Source organism: Streptomyces sp. NPDC044003 (genome assembly GCF_056435185.1).
The window spans coordinates 1-16,018 of sequence record NZ_JBWKFA010000008.1; the positions used below are offsets into that span (position 1 = coordinate 1).

A 16,018-nucleotide genomic window follows, 5' to 3' on the forward strand; every position below is an offset into this window, starting at 1 on the left:
CCGTCGAGCGCATGATGCGCGACGCCAAGATCACCCAGATCTACGAAGGCACCAACCAGGTCCAGCGCATCGTCATGGCCCGCAACCTCCCGTAACCACCAGCCTCTCGAAAGGAGACAGGCCGTGACCCTGAAGATCGCTGTCTGTGTGAAGTACGTCCCCGACGCGACCGGCGACCGCGGTTTCGCCGACGACCTGACGACCGACCGCGAGGCCGTCGACGGGCTGCTCTCGGAGCTCGACGAGTACGCGGTCGAGCAGGCCCTGCGCATCTCGGAGGAGTCCGACGACGCCGAGGTCACCGTCGTCACCGTGGGCCCGGACGACGCCAAGGACGCCCTGCGCAAGGCGCTGTCGATGGGCGCCGACAAGGCCGTCCACGTCAACGACGACGACATCCACGGCTCCGACGTCATCGCCACCTCCGCGATCCTGGCCAAGGCCCTGGAGAAGACCGGCTTCGACCTGGTCGTCTGCGGCATGGCCTCGACCGACGGCACGATGGGCGTGCTGCCCGCGCTGCTCGCCGAGCGCCTGAGCCTGCCGCAGGTCACCCTGCTCTCGGAGCTCTCCGTCGAGGACGGTCTCGTGAAGGGCCGCCGTGACGGCGACGCCGCCACCGAGCACCTGGAGGCCCCGCTGCCGGCCGTCGTCTCGGTCACCGACCAGTCCGGCGAGGCCCGTTACCCCTCCTTCAAGGGGATCATGGCCGCCAAGAAGAAGCCGGTCGAGGAGCTGGACCTGGAAGACCTGGACATCGACGCCGACGAGGTCGGCCTCGCCGGCTCGTGGACCCTGGTCGACTCGGCGGCCGCCCGCCCGGCCCGTACGCAGGGCACGATCGTCACGGACGAGGGCGACGGCGGCAAGCAGCTCGCGGCGTTCCTCGCCACCCAGAAGTTCATCTGACCCACCGTCACACCACCTCAGGAGCAAGGAATCATGGCTGAGATCCTGGTTCTCGTGGACCACGCCGACGGTGCGGTCCGCAAGCCGGCCCTCGAACTGCTGACCCTGGCCCGCCGCATCGGCGAGCCCACCGCGGTCGTCCTCGGCGCCGGCGAGGCCGCCGCCTCGATCGCTTCCACGGCCGGCGAGTACGGCGCGGCCACCGTGTACGTCGCGGACGGCGCCGAGTTCGCCGAGCAGCTCGTCGTCCCGAAGGTCGACGCGCTCACCCAGATCGCGAAGGACAAGGGGGTGGCCGCCGTCCTGGTGACCTCCTCCGGCGAGGGCAAGGAGATCGCGGCCCGCGTCGCGCTCCGCCTCGGCTCCGGCCTGATCACCGACGCCGTGGAGCTGGAGGCCGGCGAGAACGGCCCGGTCGCCACCCAGTCCGTCTTCGCCGCCTCGTACCAGGTGAAGTCGACGGTCTCGCACGGCGTGCCGGTCATCACCGTCAAGCCGAACTCCGCCGCCCCGGAGGCCGCCCCGGCCGCCGGTACGGTCGAGAACGTCACCGTCGCGTTCACCGGCAACGCCGCCAAGGTCGTCTCGCGCACCCCGCGCGTCTCCACCGGCCGCCCCGAGCTGACCGAGTCCGCGATCGTGGTCTCCGGCGGCCGCGGTGTCGGCGCGGCCGAGGGCTTCGCGGTCGTCGAGAAGCTGGCCGACTCGCTCGGTGCGGCCGTCGGCGCCTCCCGTGCCGCCGTCGACGCCGGCTGGTACCCGCACTCCAACCAGGTCGGCCAGACCGGCAAGCAGGTCTCGCCGCAGCTGTACGTGGCGGCGGGCATCTCCGGCGCGATCCAGCACCGGGCCGGCATGCAGACCTCGAAGACGATCGTCGCGGTCAACAAGGACCCCGAGGCCCCGATCTTCGACCTGGTCGACTACGGCGTGGTCGGCGACCTCTTCGAGGTGCTGCCGCAGCTGACGGACGAGATCGGCGCGCGCTGACCTCACCCACGACGAAGGGGCGGGTGGCACAGAGTGCCACCCGCCCCTTCGTCGTGTTCGCGCTCAGTACCAGCCGTCGAGCGGGGCCTCCTCGCAGAGCCGGACGACCGGCCTGCGCCCGGAGACCGCGGTGCCGGAGACCTTGACCCTGACTCCCGGGCGCACCGCGTGCGGCGGACCGTCGACGCGGCAGCGGACCACGAAGCCCTCGGTCATATGGACCGGCCAGAGGTCGGCATCGGCGGCGGCGACCCCGCGGCGTACGGATATCACGCCCTCGCCGTCGCTGAGCTCGGGCGCCAGGTCGGTCGACCCGCAGGTCGGACAGAGCAGGCGCTGGAACGTGGTGGTGTGGCACCAGCGGCAGCGCTGGAAGTACAGCTCGGAGTCGGGGGCCGAATCCTCGACCTGGATGGCGGTCCCGCTCCTCAGTCCCGTGTGGAACACGATGCCTTCTCCTTGCACTCGGCGGCTCGACCGTGCATGGAGCAAAGATATGGCACTGAGTGCCATCAAATAAAGACCTGAGTTCCCTCAATTCGAGATACTGAGAACCCTGTGGCCCTTCTGTGATCCCCTCAGCTCTCGCCGAGGCTCGACTCCACCTCGCGCACCACGCGCCACATGGGGGTGGACCGCTTGGTGATCACCACGACGACGTCCTCGGCCTCCTCGGCCGGCGCGTCCACGGCCTGGCCGGTGGCCCAGGTGCCGCGCACGAACTCCAGGGCCCCGTCGACCTCGGCCAGCGGGTCGCCCTCGCCGCCCGAGCGCAGCCAGTGCCGCAGGGCGTGGTTGTGGGCGGCGACCACGGCCGCCGCGACGACGTTGGCGCGCAGGGTGCCGTCCTTGCGGTCGGCCCAGCGGGTGCGCAGGTAGTCACCGAGGGTCTTCTCGTACCGCCAGACCACCGACAGCTCGTACGTGCGCAGCCCGGTCACCTCGCGGGTGAGCCGGTAGCGCTGCACGGAGAAGGTGGGGTTCTCCGCGTACATCCGCATGACGAGCCGGGCGGCGTCGCAGACGCGGACGACCGGGTCGTCGGAGTCGGCGCTCGCGGCGAGGAAGCGGGTCATGTCGGCGAGGCACTGCTCGTGGTCGGGGAAGACCACGTCCTCCTTCGACGGGAAGTACCGGAAGAAGGACCGCCGGCCGACGCCCGCGAGCGTGACGATGTCGTCGACGGTGGTCTGCTCGTAGCCCCGCTCCAGGAAGAGCTGGAAGGCCGCGGCGATGAGGGAGTCCCGCATCGCGGGCTTCGTGGAGTTCGTCGACGCTGTTCCCATGGCCCGAACCTAACACCCAGACGGGGTCCGCGTGGAACTCGGTGCCGGAAGAATCCGGCACCGAGTGCACTCTCTAGGGTACGGAGGCTCAGCGAGCGCTCATGCGGAGGGCGCCGTCCATGCGGATCGTCTCGCCGTTGAGGTAGTCGTGCTCGGCGATCATCGTCACGAGCCGGGCGTACTCCTCCGGGCGCGCGAGGCGCTGCGGGAAGGTGACGCTCGCGGCCAGACCGGCCCGGACGTCCTCGCCGAAGCCGGCCATCATCGGGGTGTCGACGATGCCGGGGGCGATGGTGACGACCCGGATGCCGAACTGGGCCAGGTCGCGCGCGGCGGTGACGGTCATCCCGGCGACGCCCGCCTTGGAGGCGGCGTACGCGATCTGGCCGACCTGGCCCTCGAAGGCCGCGATGGAGGCGGTGTTGACGACGAGGCCGCGCTGCCCGTGCTCGTCGGGCTCGTGGCGGGCGATGGCCTCGGCGGCGAGCCGCATCACGTTGAAGGTGCCCAGCAGGTTGACGTTGAGCACCGCACGGAACAGGTCGAGGTCGTGCGGTCCCTTGCGGCCCAGGATGCGGGCGGAGGGGGCGATGCCCGCGCAGTTCACCGCGAGCCGCAGCTCGGCGCCGTCGGCGTCGATCGCGGCGAGCGCCTCGCGGACCTGGTCCTCGTCGGTGACGTCCGCGGCGAGCAGCCGGACGCCCTCGGGCAGCGGCCCTGCGGCGGCCACGGCCTTGTCCAGGTCCAGGCCGTAGACGGTGGCGCCACGGGCGGCGAGCGCGGCGGCGGTGGCGGCGCCGAGGCCGGAAGCGGCGCCGGTGACGAGAGCGGCGGAGCCGGCGATGTCCATGGAACTCCTCGTTCGTGTCGTGCGGGTGCGACCCTGCCGCCGGGTTGGCCGCCGGATCGGGCGCGTGCCCGCGGAGGACCGCGCGGTCCGCGCGATCTGCGCCGCCCACCATAGAACCGCAGGCCGCACCCCTGGAAGGGGATGCCGGACGGCCGGGACGGCGGATAGTCGACCGGTCGTACACTCTCGCCATGGGGCGAACGAGTGACGCGCGCGAGCGCATCCTGACCGCCGCGAGGACGCTGATGCTGTCGCGCGGCTACTCCGCCCTGGGCGTGGCCGAGATCTGCGCGGCGGCCGGTGTGCCGAAGGGCAGCTTCTACTACTTCTTCGCGTCGAAGGAGGAGCTGGCCCTGGCCGTCGTCGAGGAGCACTGGGCGGGGCAGCGCGCCGAGTGGACGCGCGCGCTCGGCGGGGACGTCCCTCCGCTCCGGCGGCTGCGACGCCTGTACGAGTTCACGGAGGCCGAGCTGCGGGCCGGCCGGGAGAGCTGCGGCACGGTCACGGGCTGTCTCCTCGGGAACCTGGCCCTGGAGCTGAGCACCCGGACGGAGAGCGTCCGCGAGCGGCTGCGGGAGATCTTCGACGAGCAGGTGGCCCTGGTCGCGGGAACCGTGGCCGAGGCCCGCGCGAGCGGCGAGGTCACGGTCGCCGACACCGACGCGGCCGCGCGGGCCCTGGTCGCCCTCCTCGAGGGCCGGGTCCTGTTCGCCAAGCTGTACGACGACCCGGGCCGCCTCGACGCCCTGTGGGCCGATTCCCTGGCTCTCCTCGGCGCCGAGGAGAGCCAGGCCTCCGCCACAGGCTGATCGACCGTCAGAAGGGCTTGGTCGGCAGGTACTTGCCGTCGAGGGTGATGACGGCGCGCTCGCCGCCCTCGGGGTCGGCGACCTTCTTCACGTCCAGCTTGAAGTTGATCGCGGAGATGATGCCGTCGCCGAACTGCTCGTGGACGAGCTCCTTCAGCGTGGTGCCGTAGACCTGCAGCATCTCGTAGAAGCGGTAGACGGTCGGGTCGGTGGGGACGGCGCCGTCGAGCGAGCCTCGGGTGGGGATCGTCCGGAGCAGGCGCACGGCGTCCTCGTCCAGGCCGAGGAGCTCGGCGACGGCCTTCGCGGACTCCTCCGGCAGGGCGTGCTGGCCGAGGACGGCGGCGGTGGTGAAGGCGACGGAGAGGCCGGCGGCGTCCGCGATCTGCTGCCAGCTCAGGTCCTTGCGGATCTTGGCGTCGACGGCGGCGATCGCGAGGGCGCGGCGGGCGGTGGGGTCGAACTGGGCGTGCACCATGAGAGGTACGTCCTTTCCTGAAGGGTTCTTACGGAGGGGGATCAGGCGGCGAGCGCGGGGCGCGCCGTGGCGGGGAGTTCCTCGACGGTGCCGTCGGAGATGTCGAAGACCCAGCCGTGCAGCCGTACTTCGCCTGCGGCGAGGGCGCGGGCCACCGAGGGATGGGTGGCCAGGTTCGCCAGCTGCGCGGCGACGTTCTCCCGGACCAGGGCGGCCACGTCGACGGTCCCGCGGGCGGCGTCGACGGTCCCGGCGGTCACGTCGACCGTCCCGCCGGCGGCGGCGCGGGCGAGGGAGGCGTCGGCGTGCCGCAGCCAGGCGGCGACGGCGGGCGCGGCGCTCAGGTCGTGGCCCTCGGCGAGCGCGGTCATCGCGCCGCAGGCGGAGTGCCCGCAGACGACGATGTCCCGGACGCCCAGGACGGTGACGGCGTACTCGACTCCGGCGGTGACTCCGTCGGTGCCCGGGGTGTGGGCGGGGACGAGGTTGCCCGCGGTGCGGATGACGAAGAGTTCGCCGGGATCGGTCTGGGTGATCAGTTCGGGTACGACGCGGGCGTCCGAGCAGCCGATGAACAGCGTGCCGGGCCGGTGGGCGGTGGCCAGGCGGGCGAAGAGGCCGGCCTTGGCAGGGAAGACCTCCCGCTGGAAGCGGGCGATTCCCTCGGCGAAGTGGGGCATGTCCCTACCGTGCACGACCAGGACCTATAGCGTCCAAGACCTGCTGTCGATCTCAGCAATAGATGAGATCTATAGTCGGCTGTATGCAGCCGGAACTCCGTCATCTCCGCTATCTGCTCGCCGTCGCCGAGCACGCGAACTTCACCCGCGCCGCCGAAGAGCTGCGGATCGCCCAGCCCACGCTCTCCCAGCAGATCAAGCAGCTGGAGAAGGCCCTCGGGGCGCAGCTCCTGGACCGCACCGGCCGCACCGTGCGCCTCACCGACGCCGGGGAGACCTACGCGCGCTACGCCCGGCGCGCCCTGCGGGACCTGGCGGCGGGCGAGCGGGCCGTGCTGGACGTGCACGACCTGTCCCGGGGCCACCTCCGGCTCGCGGTCACGCCCACGTTCACCGCGTACCTCACCGGCCCCCTGGTCGCGGGCTTCCACACCCGCCATCCGGGCATCGGCGTGGAGGTGCGGGAGCTGCCGCAGGACCGCATCGAGGCCGAACTCCTCGCCGACCGGCTCGATCTCGGCATCGCCTTCCACGGCGAGCACCTCCCGGGCGTCGAGGCCACGGAACTGTTCACGGAGACCCTCGGTCTCGTCGTGGGCCCCGGCCATCCCTTCGCGGGCCGTACGGAACCGGTGCGGGCCGGGGAACTGAACGACCATCACCTGGCGCTCCTCAGCGCCGACTTCGCCACCCGGCTGCACATCGACGCGTACGTCTCCGAGCACCGCGTCCGGCCGGCGATCGCGGTGGAGGCCAACTCCGTGACCGCGCTCACCGAGATCGTCCGGCGCACCGCGCTGGCCACCGTCCTGCCCGACGCCGTCACCCGGGACCACCCCTGGCTGAGCCCGGTCCCACTCTCCCCCGCGCTGCCGTCCCGGGAGGTCGTCCTCCTCCGGCGCGCGGCCGGCTACCGGAGCGCGGCGGCCGGGGCCTTCACCGAACTGGCCGCGCGGTGGGCGGAGGAGGGTCAACCGATCGGATGACCCCGGGGTCCACCGCCCGGGGAACCGGGTGCAGCCGGGACGACGACGGACGGCGGCAGGGTACGGCACCAGGATGGAGAGCAGAACGGGCCACGGCATCCCGACGGCCCCCGCGGTTCCCCGAGTTCACTGGAGCAGATCCCATGAAGCACGTGAAGAAGGCCTCCTCGCGCACCCGTGCCGTGACCGGTGGCGCGATCGTCGCCGCCCTCGCCCTCGGCGGCTTCGGGGCCTACTCCGCGAGCGCCACCGGCGAGGACACGGCGGCCGCGCCGGCCGCCGCCACCGCGAAGGCGGACGCCGAGAAGAAGAACACGGCCCGTTCCACGCACCTGACGATCGAGGCGGCCACGAAGGCCGCACAGGCGACCCTGGACGCCGCCGAGAAGGAGAACCAGCGTGTCTCCGTCGCGGTCGTCGACCGCAACGGCAACACCATCGTCACCCTGCGCGGCGACGGCGCGGGCCCGCAGTCCTACGAGTCGGCCGTCAAGAAGGCGTACACCGCCGTCTCCTGGAACGCGCCGACCTCCGAGCTCGCCAAGCGCCTCACCAACGCCCCGACCCTGAAGGACATCCCCGGCACCCTCTTCCTCGCCGGCGGCGCCCCCGTCACCGCCAAGGGCGCCCCGATCGCGGGCATCGGCGTCGCCGGCGCCCCGTCCGGCGACCTCGACGAGAAGTTCGCCCGGGCCGGCGTCGCGGCGCTCGGCAAGTAGCCCGGGAAGAGCCGGACTCGACTGCGCCACGCTCCTTGGTCGGCGCGCGAGCCCGAGTCGGCGTGCGGGCGGCGCCCTTCGGGAGGAGCATGAAAGGGGGTGGGAGCGCGCCGTCGGCGCCGAACGGCCCAAGTCCGGGATGTGAGCAGGATGGTTGACCACTCAACGGGCAGTCGGGGTGAGGCCCGGAAGGGGACGGCACACGGCTCCCGTGACAGCCGTCGCCACGACGGCCCCCGGCATCGGGTCCGCATCCCCGGCTTCGCGCGGCCCGGCGGTGAGGATACGGAGATCGGCCTGGGCGACGCCGTCGCCCGGGTGACATCGGCGGTGGGGATCCGCCCCTGCGGTGGCTGCGGCCGCCGGGCCGAGGCGCTGAACCGGTGGATGACGATCGGTGGCGGGCCGGACCGCTGAGCCGCCGTGCCGGTACCTCCGAGCACCGTGCGCGGCACCTGCCCGATGGACGGACCCCGTGAGCGCCCACGCTCCTGACGTCCCGACAGAGTGCGTGTGAGGAGTGACTGATGAACCCCGAGATCGTCGACACCGCCCCCGCCGCGGGCCTCTCGCCGGAGAACGACGCCCAGCCCGCTCCGCCCGACCCCGTGCTCGCGGCGGAGGATCTCGGGCCCCTGCGCGATCCCGGCCCCGTGCACGCCGACGATCCGACCGTCGTCCAGTCGTCCTGCGGCTGTACCGCGGCCGCCTCCCCCGGCGGCGGAGGGGAAGCCGACGACGGCGACGGCGACTACGTCTACGTGCTCGGCCGCGTCCGTGCCGTCTTCCCCAACGTCTCGATCCAGCACGAGTTCTTCCAGGTGGCGGGAGCCGGCGGGCATACCGACAGCACCGACGCCGCCGCGATGTACCGCGTGCTCTCCGCCCCGGAGAACCGCTATCTCGCCCGGCAGATGTGCTTCGTCCTGTCCGTCCAGGGCGTCGACACCTACATCCTGGAGGCCACGGACCCCACCGGGCTCGACGAGCTGGTGGAGGCGCTGCGTCCGGTGAACGACGGGCGCGACCTCGCCGTGGTGGTCGGCGCGCTCGGCCCGATCGCGCCCCCGAGTGCCTGCCAGGGGCTCTCCGTCCCCGTCGTCGGCGTGGTGAAGACCTGGGGCTTCGACCGCAAGGAACTCATCAGAGCGATCGACCGCCCCCAGGGCACCCCCCGCAAGGAGTTCGAGAAGGGCGTCGGAGCGCTGCTCGACCGGCTGCTCCAGCTCAGCGACAACGCCGGCACCGACCCGGTCGGCCGGGTCCTCAACTATCTGACGGTGCGGTGCCAGGAGATGTACCAGAAGACCAACGAGAAGCGCGCGGAGGGCTGCGTCCTCTCCTCGGTGGAAGCCGGTCCCTCCCGGCTCAGCACCCGGTCGCAGCCCGTCATCACGGTCGTCTTCTCCTACACCAACCTCCAGACCAACGTGGTCGAGAAGTACTTCGTCCGCGTGGGTCTCGCCGGGTACTTCCCCTTCCCGGTGACACCGTTCCAGGAGTACTTCGTCCGCTGACCCGGGCAACGCCGGCCCGGGCGACAGAGAGAAGGAAGAGAGAAGGAGGCGAACGGACATGAGCATCCCCGGATTTGCCGTCGAACCACCGACGCGTGACACACGGACCGGCGATCTGGTCCGTCCTCAGGACGCCCTCTGCGAGTTGGAGTTGGGCCCGGTCTGCCGCAACAACTGCAAGGGCAGCCATGACTTCCGCACGTGCGTGAGGAAGTGCCTGAAGGCGTTCTGCTCGGAGGATCCGTGGTGGTGACGCCTGAGGGGCGTCCCCGGATTCGGATCCGCGCACGAGTAGTGTCCACGAGAACGCTCGCCCGGCCCCGGCAAGGCCGGGCGACCGGCTCCTCCCCGCTGGAGTCGCCATGAGCCTGCCAGGATTTGCCCCGACCTTCCCGGCCGCACGGCCCGCCCGGCCCGCCGCCCCCGGTGACCTGCTCCGTCCGCAGATCGACACCCACTGCGACACGCTGTGCTCGAACATCTGCGCCGACGTGTGCCAGGACCGCCCCTCCTACGAAGCGGGCGACTGCCTGAACCTCTGCTCGGAGACGTGTCACCACGAGTGCGACCCGCTCGGCCCCATAGACCCGTTCGGCCACCTGTACACCTACTAGTCCCCCGGCAGGAGTCCCCCGGCAGGGGCGGAGAGAGGTACGCATGGACCCCCTGGACCTGGTCGGGCTCACGCCGCTCATGGCGCGCACCTCCGGCCGGTCCTCGGTCGTGGTCGGCGTGATCGACGGCCGCGTGGCCCCGAACCACCCCGCCTTCGCGGGCCGTCCGGTCCGGGAACTGCGTCCGGCCGCCAAGGCGGCCGCCGGGACGGGATCCTGCGCCCGCGCGGACGTGTGCTGCGCCCACGGCACCGCCGTCGCCGCGCTCCTCGCCGGGGACCGGGGCGTGTGCCCCCGCTGCACGCTGCTGTCCCGGCCCCTCTTCGCGGATCATCCGGCCGACGGCGGCCCAGCGACCTGTCTGGCCGGCGTCCGCGTGGCGGAGCTGGCGGAGGCGATCACGGAGGCCGTCGACGCGGGCGCCCATGTCCTGAACCTGAGCCTGGCCCAGCCCGCGCCTTCCGGTGTCCGCGACCGCGCCCTGGACGCGGCGCTCGATCACGCCGCCGACCGGGGCGTGATCGTCGTGGTGGCCGCCGGGAACCAGGGCCGGACGGGCTCCTCCCCGCTCACCGACCACCCGTGGGTCATCCCGGTGGTCGCGTACGACCACGCCGGACGCCCCCTGCCCCACTCCAACCGGGGCGTCTCGATCGGCCGCAACGGAGTCGGTGCTCCCGGCGACCGCGTCCCCGGCGTGGGCCTCGACGGCCGCCCCGTCCTCCTGAGCGGTACGAGCGCCGCCGCGCCCTTCGTGACGGGGGCGGTCGCCCTGCTCCGCTCCGCGTTCCCGGACGCCACCCCGGCGGCCGTACGGTACGCGGTGACGCACGGGCCCGGGCGCCGGCGGTCGGCGATGCCACCGCTCCTGGACGCCTGGGCCGCGTACACGACGCTGCGGGCGGCTACCGCGCGTGCTGCTGGGCCGTCGCCAACCCCCGGCTGATGACGAGCCGCTGGATCTGGTTGGTGCCCTCGAAGATCTGCATGATCTTCGCCTCGCGCATGTACCGCTCGACCGGGAAGTCCCGGGTGTAGCCGTAGCCGCCGAAGACCTGGACGGCGTCCGTGGTGACCTTCATGGCCGTGTCCGTGGCGATGAGCTTGGCCGCGCTGGCCTGGCGGCTGAAGGGGCGGCCGAGGTCACGGCGGCGGGCCGCGTCCAGGTAGGTGGCGCGGGCCGCGTCGACGGCGGCGGCCATGTCGGCGAGAAGGAAGCCGAGGCCCTGGTGGTCGACGATCCGGCGGCCGAAGGTCGTGCGCTCGTTGGCGTACGCCACGGCGGCGTCGAGGGCGGCCTGGGCGAGGCCCGTCGCACAGGCGGCGATGCCGAGGCGGCCGCTGTCGAGCGCGCTGAAGGCGATCTGGAGGCCCTGGCCCTCGTCCCCGATCCGCCGGCCCTCCTCGATGAGGGCACCGTCCCAGTACGCGGCCGTCGTCGGCACGGCCTGGAGGCCCATCTTGCGCTCGGGCGCGCCGAAGCTCAGGCCCTCGGTGGCGCCGGGCGCGAGGAAGCAGGAGATCCCGTGGCTGCCGGGGGCCGTACGGGCGAAGAGGGCGTAGAAGTCGGCCTTGCCGCCGTGGGTGATCCAGGCCTTGGTGCCGGTGATCCGGTAGCCGCTGCCGTCGTCCTGACGCTCGGCCTTGCAGGTGAGGGCCGCGGCGTCGGAGCCGGCCTGCGGCTCGGAGAGGCTGTAGCCGCCGATGGTCCGGCCCTCGAGGATCGCGGGCAGCCAGCGCTCCTTCTGCTCCGGGGTGCCGAAGGTGTGGAGGGGGTGGCTGGCGAGGGTGTGGACGCTGGTGGCGACGGCGACGGCGGCCCAGCGCGCGGCGAGCTCCTCCAGGACCTGGAGGTAGACCTCGTAGGGCTGGCCTCCGCCGCCGTACTCCTCGGGGTACGGGAGGCCGAGGAGCCCGGCCTCGCCGAGGGTCGAGAAGAGCCCTTCGGGATAGCTCTCGGCGGCCTCGTGCTCGTCCACCCGCGAAGAGAGCTCCTTGTCGGCGATCTCCCGGGTGAGGGCGATGAGGTCCGCTGCCTCGGGGGTGGGAAGCAGGCGGTCGACATCCATGGCGACTCCAGCGGCGCGCAAAGTGGTACTGGGGCAGGTACTGCAGTACCGGTTAGCGTAGCGCAGAAGGGTGCCGCCGTAACCCCCTGGCGGGCCGGCCTGGAATACTGGCGGGGTGATCGAGACCTCCGCCGCCGACGCCCCCAAGCTGACGGGCCGCGGAGCGGCGCGCCGCTCCGCCCTCTTCGAGGAGCTCGTCGCCCTCCTCGTCGGCGAGGGCTTCGCCCGGCTGACGCTCGACGATCTCGCCGCGCGGCTGCGCTGCTCGAAGCGGACCCTGTACGGCCTGGCCGGCAGCAAGGAGCAGCTGGTCCGGGCGGCGGTCGTGCACTTCTTCCGGCGCGCCACGGCCCGGGTCGAGGCGGTCCTCGCCGCCGCGACGGACCCGGCCGAGCGGCTCGCCGCCTATCTGCGGGCGGTTTCGGCCGAGCTGGCGCCCGTCTCGCCGGAGTTCTTCGACGACGTGGCGGCCTTCGAGCCGGCGGCCGAGGTGTACGAGCGGAACACGCGCGCGGCGGCGGGCCGGGTGCAGCAGCTCATCGAGGAGGGCGTGCGGGCCGGGGTGTTCCGCGAGGTGCACGTGACCTTCGCGGCCGACGTCATCTCCTCGGTGATGGTCCGCATCCAGCGCCGCCAGGTGGCCGCGGCGACGGGTCTCGCCGACGCCGAGGCGTACGAACAGCTGGCCGAACTGCTGCTCAGCGGCCTCCGCAAGGCCTGAGCGGGCCCCCAGGCGCAACGCGTGGCCTGATTCCGTCCCGCGTTCGATCACTCTGCGCAGGTGATCCACTACTGTGTGCCGCGCCACTGACCCCCATCCCAGGGAGCCTCCGCGTGGAGCGCAGCCGTACCGTCCTCAGGATCCGTGCCGTCCTCGCCGCCATGGGCGTCACCGCCGCCCTCGCCGCGGCCCCCGCGGCGCAGGCCGCCCCCGCCGAGAAGCCCGTCGCCGCTCCCCCGGCCCCCTGCACCGGGGAGTTCGAGGGCGACAAGCGGCTCGGCCCGCAGTTCCTGCCGAAGAAGTGGCAGGAGCCGGTCGGCCCGCTCCTCAACCGCTACCACCGGACCGGGCAGCTCTCCTCCGCCGACTTCCTGAAGAAGTACTGGGAGGGCCCGGCCGACACCGGCAGCTGGAAGTACCCGCCGAACGACGGCTTCGCCGAGGTCAACGGCACCGTCGACAAGGCGCCGGAGCTCCTGGAGGAGGGCGAGCGTCTGGACCGCTTCGGCTCGGAGTACGGCTCCTACCTGGCCCCGGCCGGCGACGCCTACGCCGAGCGGGCGCTGCCCCCGCAGAACCTCAACACCCGTGACGCGGCCTTCCCCTGCGACTACCACCTGTACGAGGTGACGAGGACCTTCGTCGTCTGGGAGGGCTCCATCGCGCCCTGGTTCGAGCAGCCGGGCGGCGGCCGCCAGATCAAGCTGGACCCGGCGTTCCTGAACCCGGGCGAGGGCCAGCGCCTCAACGTGAAGTGGCTGCTCGACAACGGCTACCTGGTGCGCGTCCCCGCGTGACCGACCGCAGCGCGCTGGAGCGGGCACTCCGGGAGGCCGGGGTGCCCGCCGCGTACTACTGGATCGAGGGCGTCCACGAACCGGCGCCCACCCCGCCCGACTTCGTCTATCTGCGGACGCGGCCGGGCGGCGGCGGCTGGGAGACCGGGGTGTACGAACGGGGCGCGTACGAACCGGTCGCCGAGCACGACACGGAGTCGGCCGCCTGCGCCCACCTCCGCGGCCTGCTCGGCATGTAGAGCGGGATCAGGCGCGGGTCCTGGCGGTCACCATCAGGCCTGCGACGAGACCCGCGAGCAGCAGGAATCCGATGGCCCACCAGGGCGGCCCGTCGTAGTCGCCGACGAGTGCCGCGCCGAAGCCCGTGCCCAGCGTCTGGGCCGTGAGGAGGGCGGCGGCGGCCGCGCCGCTGTGCCCGCCGAGGCCGGGGCCGACCGCGGCGGCGAAGAGCGGCGTGAAGGCCAGACCGATCCCGAAGCCCGCGAGCAACATGGCGGGGAGCAGGACGGCGTATCCGCCGCCGCTCTCGAGGGCGACGATGGTCAGGGCCACGCCGAGCGGGGTGATCACCAGGCCCGCCACGACGAGGGCGCGGGGCGCCACGCCACGGCCCAGCAGTCGCGGAGCGACCTGGGTGGCACCGACGGCGACCGTGGCGACCATGGGGAGCATGGCCAGTGCGACCAGGGGCCCGGAGTACCCGAGTTCCCACGTCAGGATGACCGTCAGGGGCGGCAGGAGGGCCAGGATGCCGACGCCCACGAGGAGCATCGTGAGGACACCGCCCAGCCGGCTGCGGTCCTTGAGGACGTACGGGGGCAGCAGCGGGTGCGACGCGGCGCTCTGCCACCCCAGGAAGGCCGCGAACAGCACCGCTCCTCCCGAGAGCAGGCCCACGGCCAGGGGGGCGCCCCAGTCCGGCCATGCCTCGACGGAGCCGTGGAGGAGCAGGGCGGTCCCGAAGGTGCCGAGCAGGACTCCGGGCAGGTCGAAGCGGGTGCCGGTGCGGTCCGGACGGTCGTCCGGCAGGGTACGTGCCCCGGCCAGGGCGATCAGGGCGAGGAGCGCGACGACGCCCAGGACCGGGCCCCGGTTCAGCTCGGCGGTCAGGGGCAGCGCGACGACCGGCCCGCCGATGCCGGCCGTGGCGTAGACGCCGAAGGCCCTGATCCGTGCCCTTGGTTCGGGGAAACCGGTGGCCACCAGGGTCAGCGCCGCGACCGTCACCAGCGCGCCGAACCCGCCCTGGAGGGCGCGGGCCGTGATCAGCGCGGCGGGGGCGAACGCGCCGGCCGAGCCGCCGAGCACGCAGGCCGCCGCGAGTCCCGTCAGGCCGACGAACAGCGTCCGTCGGCCGCCCAGGCGGTCGGCGAGGTGTCCGCCGAGCAGCAGCAGTGCCGCGAAGGAGACCGCGAAGGCGAACGACTCCGGGCTCTTGCGGCCGATGGCGAAGTGGAACGGGTCCTGGGCCATGGCCCCGAGGAGCACCGCCAGTTGCGCGAGAACGAGCACGGCCAGGCCCCGCCGTCGGCGGGGCGGCGGGGCGACGACCTCGTGGGCCGGAGCCGTCGGGGTGTACGCGGGGTCGGGTGCCGGGGCGGGTGCGGGCGCCGGGGCGGGTGCGGGGGCCGGGCTCCGGGGTGCCGTCTCCGTCACGGGTTGCGCGGTGGGCGTCCCGGCTCGCGCCGCCGGCACGTAGTCCAGCAACCGGGCCGCGTGCCGCCCCAGTTGGACGAGGACCTCACCCGGCAGCCAGACCCCGCCGTCGTCCCCGTCGGTCAGGGCGGCGATCCGCTCGGGCGTGGGCCGTGCGGCCGGGTCCTTCTCCAGACAGGCGCGGACGAGGCCGAGCAGTGTCTCGGGGACGCCGGTGAGGTCGGGCTCCTCCTCGGCGACCCGGAAGAGGTGGGCGTTCAGACCGGTGTCGGTGGCGCCGAAGAGGAGGCGTCCGGTGGCGGCGTACACGAGGACGGCCCCGAGGCAGAACACATCGCTGGCGGGGGTGAGTTCGAGGCCGCGGACCTGCTCCGGGGACATGAAGCCGGGCGAGCCGATCAGCATGCCGGTGCGGGTGTGCAGGCTGTCCCCGGCCAGGCTGTCCATGGCGCGGGCGATGCCGAAGTCGATGACGCGGGGCCCGTCCACCGTCACCAGGACGTTGGACGGTTTGAGGTCGCGGTGGATCAGGCCGGCCGCGTGCACGACGCGCAGCGCGAGGGCGAGGCGGTTGGCGAGGACGCGGACGGAGTGCTCGGGCAACGGGCCGAAGTCCCGGGCGACCACGGTGGTCAGGTCGGGACCGGCGATGTACTGGGTGGCGACCCAGGGCACCGCGACCCCGGTTTCGGTGTCCGCGTCGAGGACGTCCGCGGTCCAGCTCCCGCCCACTCTCCGGGCGGCCGCCACCTCGCGGGCGAAGCGTCTGCGGAACTCCGGCTGGGCGGCGTACTCGGACTGGACGACCTTGACGGCGACCGTACGGCCGACGTCGTCGCGGCCCAGATAGACGAGGCCCATCCCGCCCGCCCCCAGACGGGCGATGAGACGGTACGGGCCTACGTGCGTCGGGTCTTCGGGAGTGAGCGGATCCACG

At 72.9% G+C, this 16,018-nt stretch carries 19 protein-coding genes; 12 read left to right on the plus strand and 7 right to left on the minus strand.

Annotation, left to right across the window (positions count from 1 at the left end):
- From AC07AW_RS28290 to AC07AW_RS28300, 3 genes are all read left to right on the plus strand, one after another.
- Positions 1-95, plus strand: a 95-nt coding sequence (locus tag AC07AW_RS28290) for an acyl-CoA dehydrogenase family protein (RefSeq protein ID WP_132919430.1), incomplete at its 5' end; no start/stop codon positions are given.
- A gap of 28 nt (positions 96-123) precedes the next feature.
- The gene (locus tag AC07AW_RS28295; RefSeq protein WP_478818280.1) at positions 124-909 is read left to right on the plus strand and encodes an electron transfer flavoprotein subunit beta/FixA family protein; all 786 of its coding nucleotides are present in this window, start codon (positions 124-126) and stop codon (positions 907-909) included.
- Between the two features lie 33 nt (positions 910-942).
- Entirely contained in the window at positions 943-1,899 is a 957-nt protein-coding gene (locus tag AC07AW_RS28300) for an electron transfer flavoprotein subunit alpha/FixB family protein (RefSeq protein WP_478818281.1), read from the plus strand.
- A gap of 63 nt (positions 1,900-1,962) precedes the next feature.
- Here AC07AW_RS28300 and AC07AW_RS28305 read toward each other — a convergent pair whose 3' ends face one another.
- From AC07AW_RS28305 to AC07AW_RS28315, 3 genes are all read right to left on the minus strand, one after another.
- The gene (locus AC07AW_RS28305) at positions 1,963-2,346 is read right to left on the minus strand and encodes a zinc ribbon domain-containing protein (protein WP_478818282.1); all 384 of its coding nucleotides are present in this window, start codon (positions 2,344-2,346) and stop codon (positions 1,963-1,965) included.
- A gap of 131 nt (positions 2,347-2,477) precedes the next feature.
- On the minus strand, positions 2,478-3,185 hold the full coding sequence (locus AC07AW_RS28310) for a TetR family transcriptional regulator (RefSeq protein WP_478818283.1): 708 nt from the start codon (positions 3,183-3,185) through the stop codon (positions 2,478-2,480).
- Between the two features lie 88 nt (positions 3,186-3,273).
- Positions 3,274-4,035 (minus strand): SDR family NAD(P)-dependent oxidoreductase, encoded by a 762-nt coding sequence (locus tag AC07AW_RS28315; RefSeq protein ID WP_351188045.1) that lies wholly within the window; start codon positions 4,033-4,035, stop codon positions 3,274-3,276.
- Positions 4,036-4,226: 191 nt separating this feature from the next.
- Between AC07AW_RS28315 and AC07AW_RS28320 the strand changes: the two genes are divergently transcribed.
- Positions 4,227-4,844, plus strand: a complete 618-nt coding sequence (locus AC07AW_RS28320) for a TetR/AcrR family transcriptional regulator (protein ID WP_478818284.1) — start codon at positions 4,227-4,229, stop codon at positions 4,842-4,844.
- Between the two features lie 7 nt (positions 4,845-4,851).
- Here the strand turns inward: AC07AW_RS28320 and cynS are convergent, their stop codons facing one another.
- Both cynS and AC07AW_RS28330 read right to left on the minus strand, forming a co-directional pair.
- Positions 4,852-5,322, minus strand: a complete 471-nt coding sequence (gene cynS, locus AC07AW_RS28325) for a cyanase (protein ID WP_478818285.1) — start codon at positions 5,320-5,322, stop codon at positions 4,852-4,854.
- A 41-nt stretch (positions 5,323-5,363) separates the two neighbouring features.
- On the minus strand, positions 5,364-6,002 hold the full coding sequence (locus tag AC07AW_RS28330; protein ID WP_478818286.1) for a carbonic anhydrase: 639 nt from the start codon (positions 6,000-6,002) through the stop codon (positions 5,364-5,366).
- Between the two features lie 83 nt (positions 6,003-6,085).
- Between AC07AW_RS28330 and cynR the strand changes: the two genes are divergently transcribed.
- The 5 genes from cynR (at position 6,086) to AC07AW_RS28355 (ending at position 10,784) form a co-directional block, all read left to right on the plus strand.
- Complete coding sequence (cynR, locus tag AC07AW_RS28335; RefSeq protein WP_478818287.1) at positions 6,086-6,988, plus strand: transcriptional regulator CynR; 903 nt, start codon at positions 6,086-6,088, stop codon at positions 6,986-6,988.
- Between the two features lie 152 nt (positions 6,989-7,140).
- The gene (locus AC07AW_RS28340; protein WP_478818608.1) at positions 7,141-7,707 is read left to right on the plus strand and encodes a GlcG/HbpS family heme-binding protein; all 567 of its coding nucleotides are present in this window, start codon (positions 7,141-7,143) and stop codon (positions 7,705-7,707) included.
- A gap of 527 nt (positions 7,708-8,234) precedes the next feature.
- Positions 8,235-9,224, plus strand: a complete 990-nt coding sequence (locus tag AC07AW_RS28345) for a cyanobactin maturation protease PatG family protein (protein ID WP_478818288.1) — start codon at positions 8,235-8,237, stop codon at positions 9,222-9,224.
- Positions 9,225-9,586: 362 nt separating this feature from the next.
- Positions 9,587-9,838 (plus strand): hypothetical protein, encoded by a 252-nt coding sequence (locus AC07AW_RS28350; RefSeq protein ID WP_478818289.1) that lies wholly within the window; start codon positions 9,587-9,589, stop codon positions 9,836-9,838.
- A 43-nt stretch (positions 9,839-9,881) separates the two neighbouring features.
- Complete coding sequence (locus tag AC07AW_RS28355) at positions 9,882-10,784, plus strand: S8 family serine peptidase (protein ID WP_478818290.1); 903 nt, start codon at positions 9,882-9,884, stop codon at positions 10,782-10,784.
- On the opposite strand, the gene AC07AW_RS28360 is transcribed toward AC07AW_RS28355, so the two are convergent.
- Positions 10,744-11,907 carry an acyl-CoA dehydrogenase family protein gene (locus AC07AW_RS28360; RefSeq protein ID WP_478818291.1) on the minus strand — a complete coding sequence of 388 codons (1,164 nt, stop codon included), beginning with the start codon at positions 11,905-11,907 and terminating at the stop codon, positions 10,744-10,746. The two genes, AC07AW_RS28355 and AC07AW_RS28360, sit on opposite strands and share 41 nt — an antisense overlap.
- A gap of 115 nt (positions 11,908-12,022) precedes the next feature.
- On the opposite strand from AC07AW_RS28360, the gene AC07AW_RS28365 reads away from it, so the two are divergent.
- The 3 genes from AC07AW_RS28365 (at position 12,023) to AC07AW_RS28375 (ending at position 13,664) form a co-directional block, all read left to right on the plus strand.
- The gene (locus AC07AW_RS28365; RefSeq protein ID WP_478818292.1) at positions 12,023-12,628 is read left to right on the plus strand and encodes a TetR/AcrR family transcriptional regulator; all 606 of its coding nucleotides are present in this window, start codon (positions 12,023-12,025) and stop codon (positions 12,626-12,628) included.
- Between the two features lie 161 nt (positions 12,629-12,789).
- Positions 12,790-13,425 carry a TNT domain-containing protein gene (locus AC07AW_RS28370; protein WP_478818609.1) on the plus strand — a complete coding sequence of 212 codons (636 nt, stop codon included), beginning with the start codon at positions 12,790-12,792 and terminating at the stop codon, positions 13,423-13,425.
- Positions 13,422-13,664 carry a hypothetical protein gene (locus AC07AW_RS28375; RefSeq protein ID WP_478818293.1) on the plus strand — a complete coding sequence of 81 codons (243 nt, stop codon included), beginning with the start codon at positions 13,422-13,424 and terminating at the stop codon, positions 13,662-13,664. Before AC07AW_RS28370 ends, AC07AW_RS28375 begins: the two co-directional genes overlap by 4 nt.
- A gap of 7 nt (positions 13,665-13,671) precedes the next feature.
- On the opposite strand, the gene AC07AW_RS28380 is transcribed toward AC07AW_RS28375, so the two are convergent.
- Positions 13,672-16,017 carry a bifunctional serine/threonine protein kinase/MFS transporter gene (locus AC07AW_RS28380; RefSeq protein WP_478818294.1) on the minus strand — a complete coding sequence of 782 codons (2,346 nt, stop codon included), beginning with the start codon at positions 16,015-16,017 and terminating at the stop codon, positions 13,672-13,674.
- Between the last annotated feature and the right edge of the window lies 1 nt (position 16,018).

Excerpts from the sequence above, each read along its gene's own strand:
- AC07AW_RS28300 (WP_478818281.1), top strand. The coding sequence starts at position 943 with ATGGCTGAGATCCTGGTTCTCGTGGACCACGCCGACGGTGCGGTCCGC.
- AC07AW_RS28310 (WP_478818283.1), bottom strand. The coding sequence starts at position 3,185 with ATGGGAACAGCGTCGACGAACTCCACGAAGCCCGCGATGCGGGACTCC.
- AC07AW_RS28315 (WP_351188045.1), bottom strand. The coding sequence starts at position 4,035 with ATGGACATCGCCGGCTCCGCCGCTCTCGTCACCGGCGCCGCTTCCGGC.
- AC07AW_RS28320 (WP_478818284.1), top strand. The coding sequence starts at position 4,227 with ATGGGGCGAACGAGTGACGCGCGCGAGCGCATCCTGACCGCCGCGAGG.
- cynS (WP_478818285.1), bottom strand. The coding sequence starts at position 5,322 with ATGGTGCACGCCCAGTTCGACCCCACCGCCCGCCGCGCCCTCGCGATC.
- AC07AW_RS28330 (WP_478818286.1), bottom strand. The coding sequence starts at position 6,002 with ATGCCCCACTTCGCCGAGGGAATCGCCCGCTTCCAGCGGGAGGTCTTC.
- cynR (WP_478818287.1), top strand. The coding sequence starts at position 6,086 with ATGCAGCCGGAACTCCGTCATCTCCGCTATCTGCTCGCCGTCGCCGAG.
- AC07AW_RS28345 (WP_478818288.1), top strand. The coding sequence starts at position 8,235 with ATGAACCCCGAGATCGTCGACACCGCCCCCGCCGCGGGCCTCTCGCCG.
- AC07AW_RS28350 (WP_478818289.1), top strand. The coding sequence starts at position 9,587 with ATGAGCCTGCCAGGATTTGCCCCGACCTTCCCGGCCGCACGGCCCGCC.
- AC07AW_RS28355 (WP_478818290.1), top strand. The coding sequence starts at position 9,882 with ATGGACCCCCTGGACCTGGTCGGGCTCACGCCGCTCATGGCGCGCACC.
- AC07AW_RS28360 (WP_478818291.1), bottom strand. The coding sequence starts at position 11,907 with ATGGATGTCGACCGCCTGCTTCCCACCCCCGAGGCAGCGGACCTCATC.
- AC07AW_RS28370 (WP_478818609.1), top strand. The coding sequence starts at position 12,790 with ATGGGCGTCACCGCCGCCCTCGCCGCGGCCCCCGCGGCGCAGGCCGCC.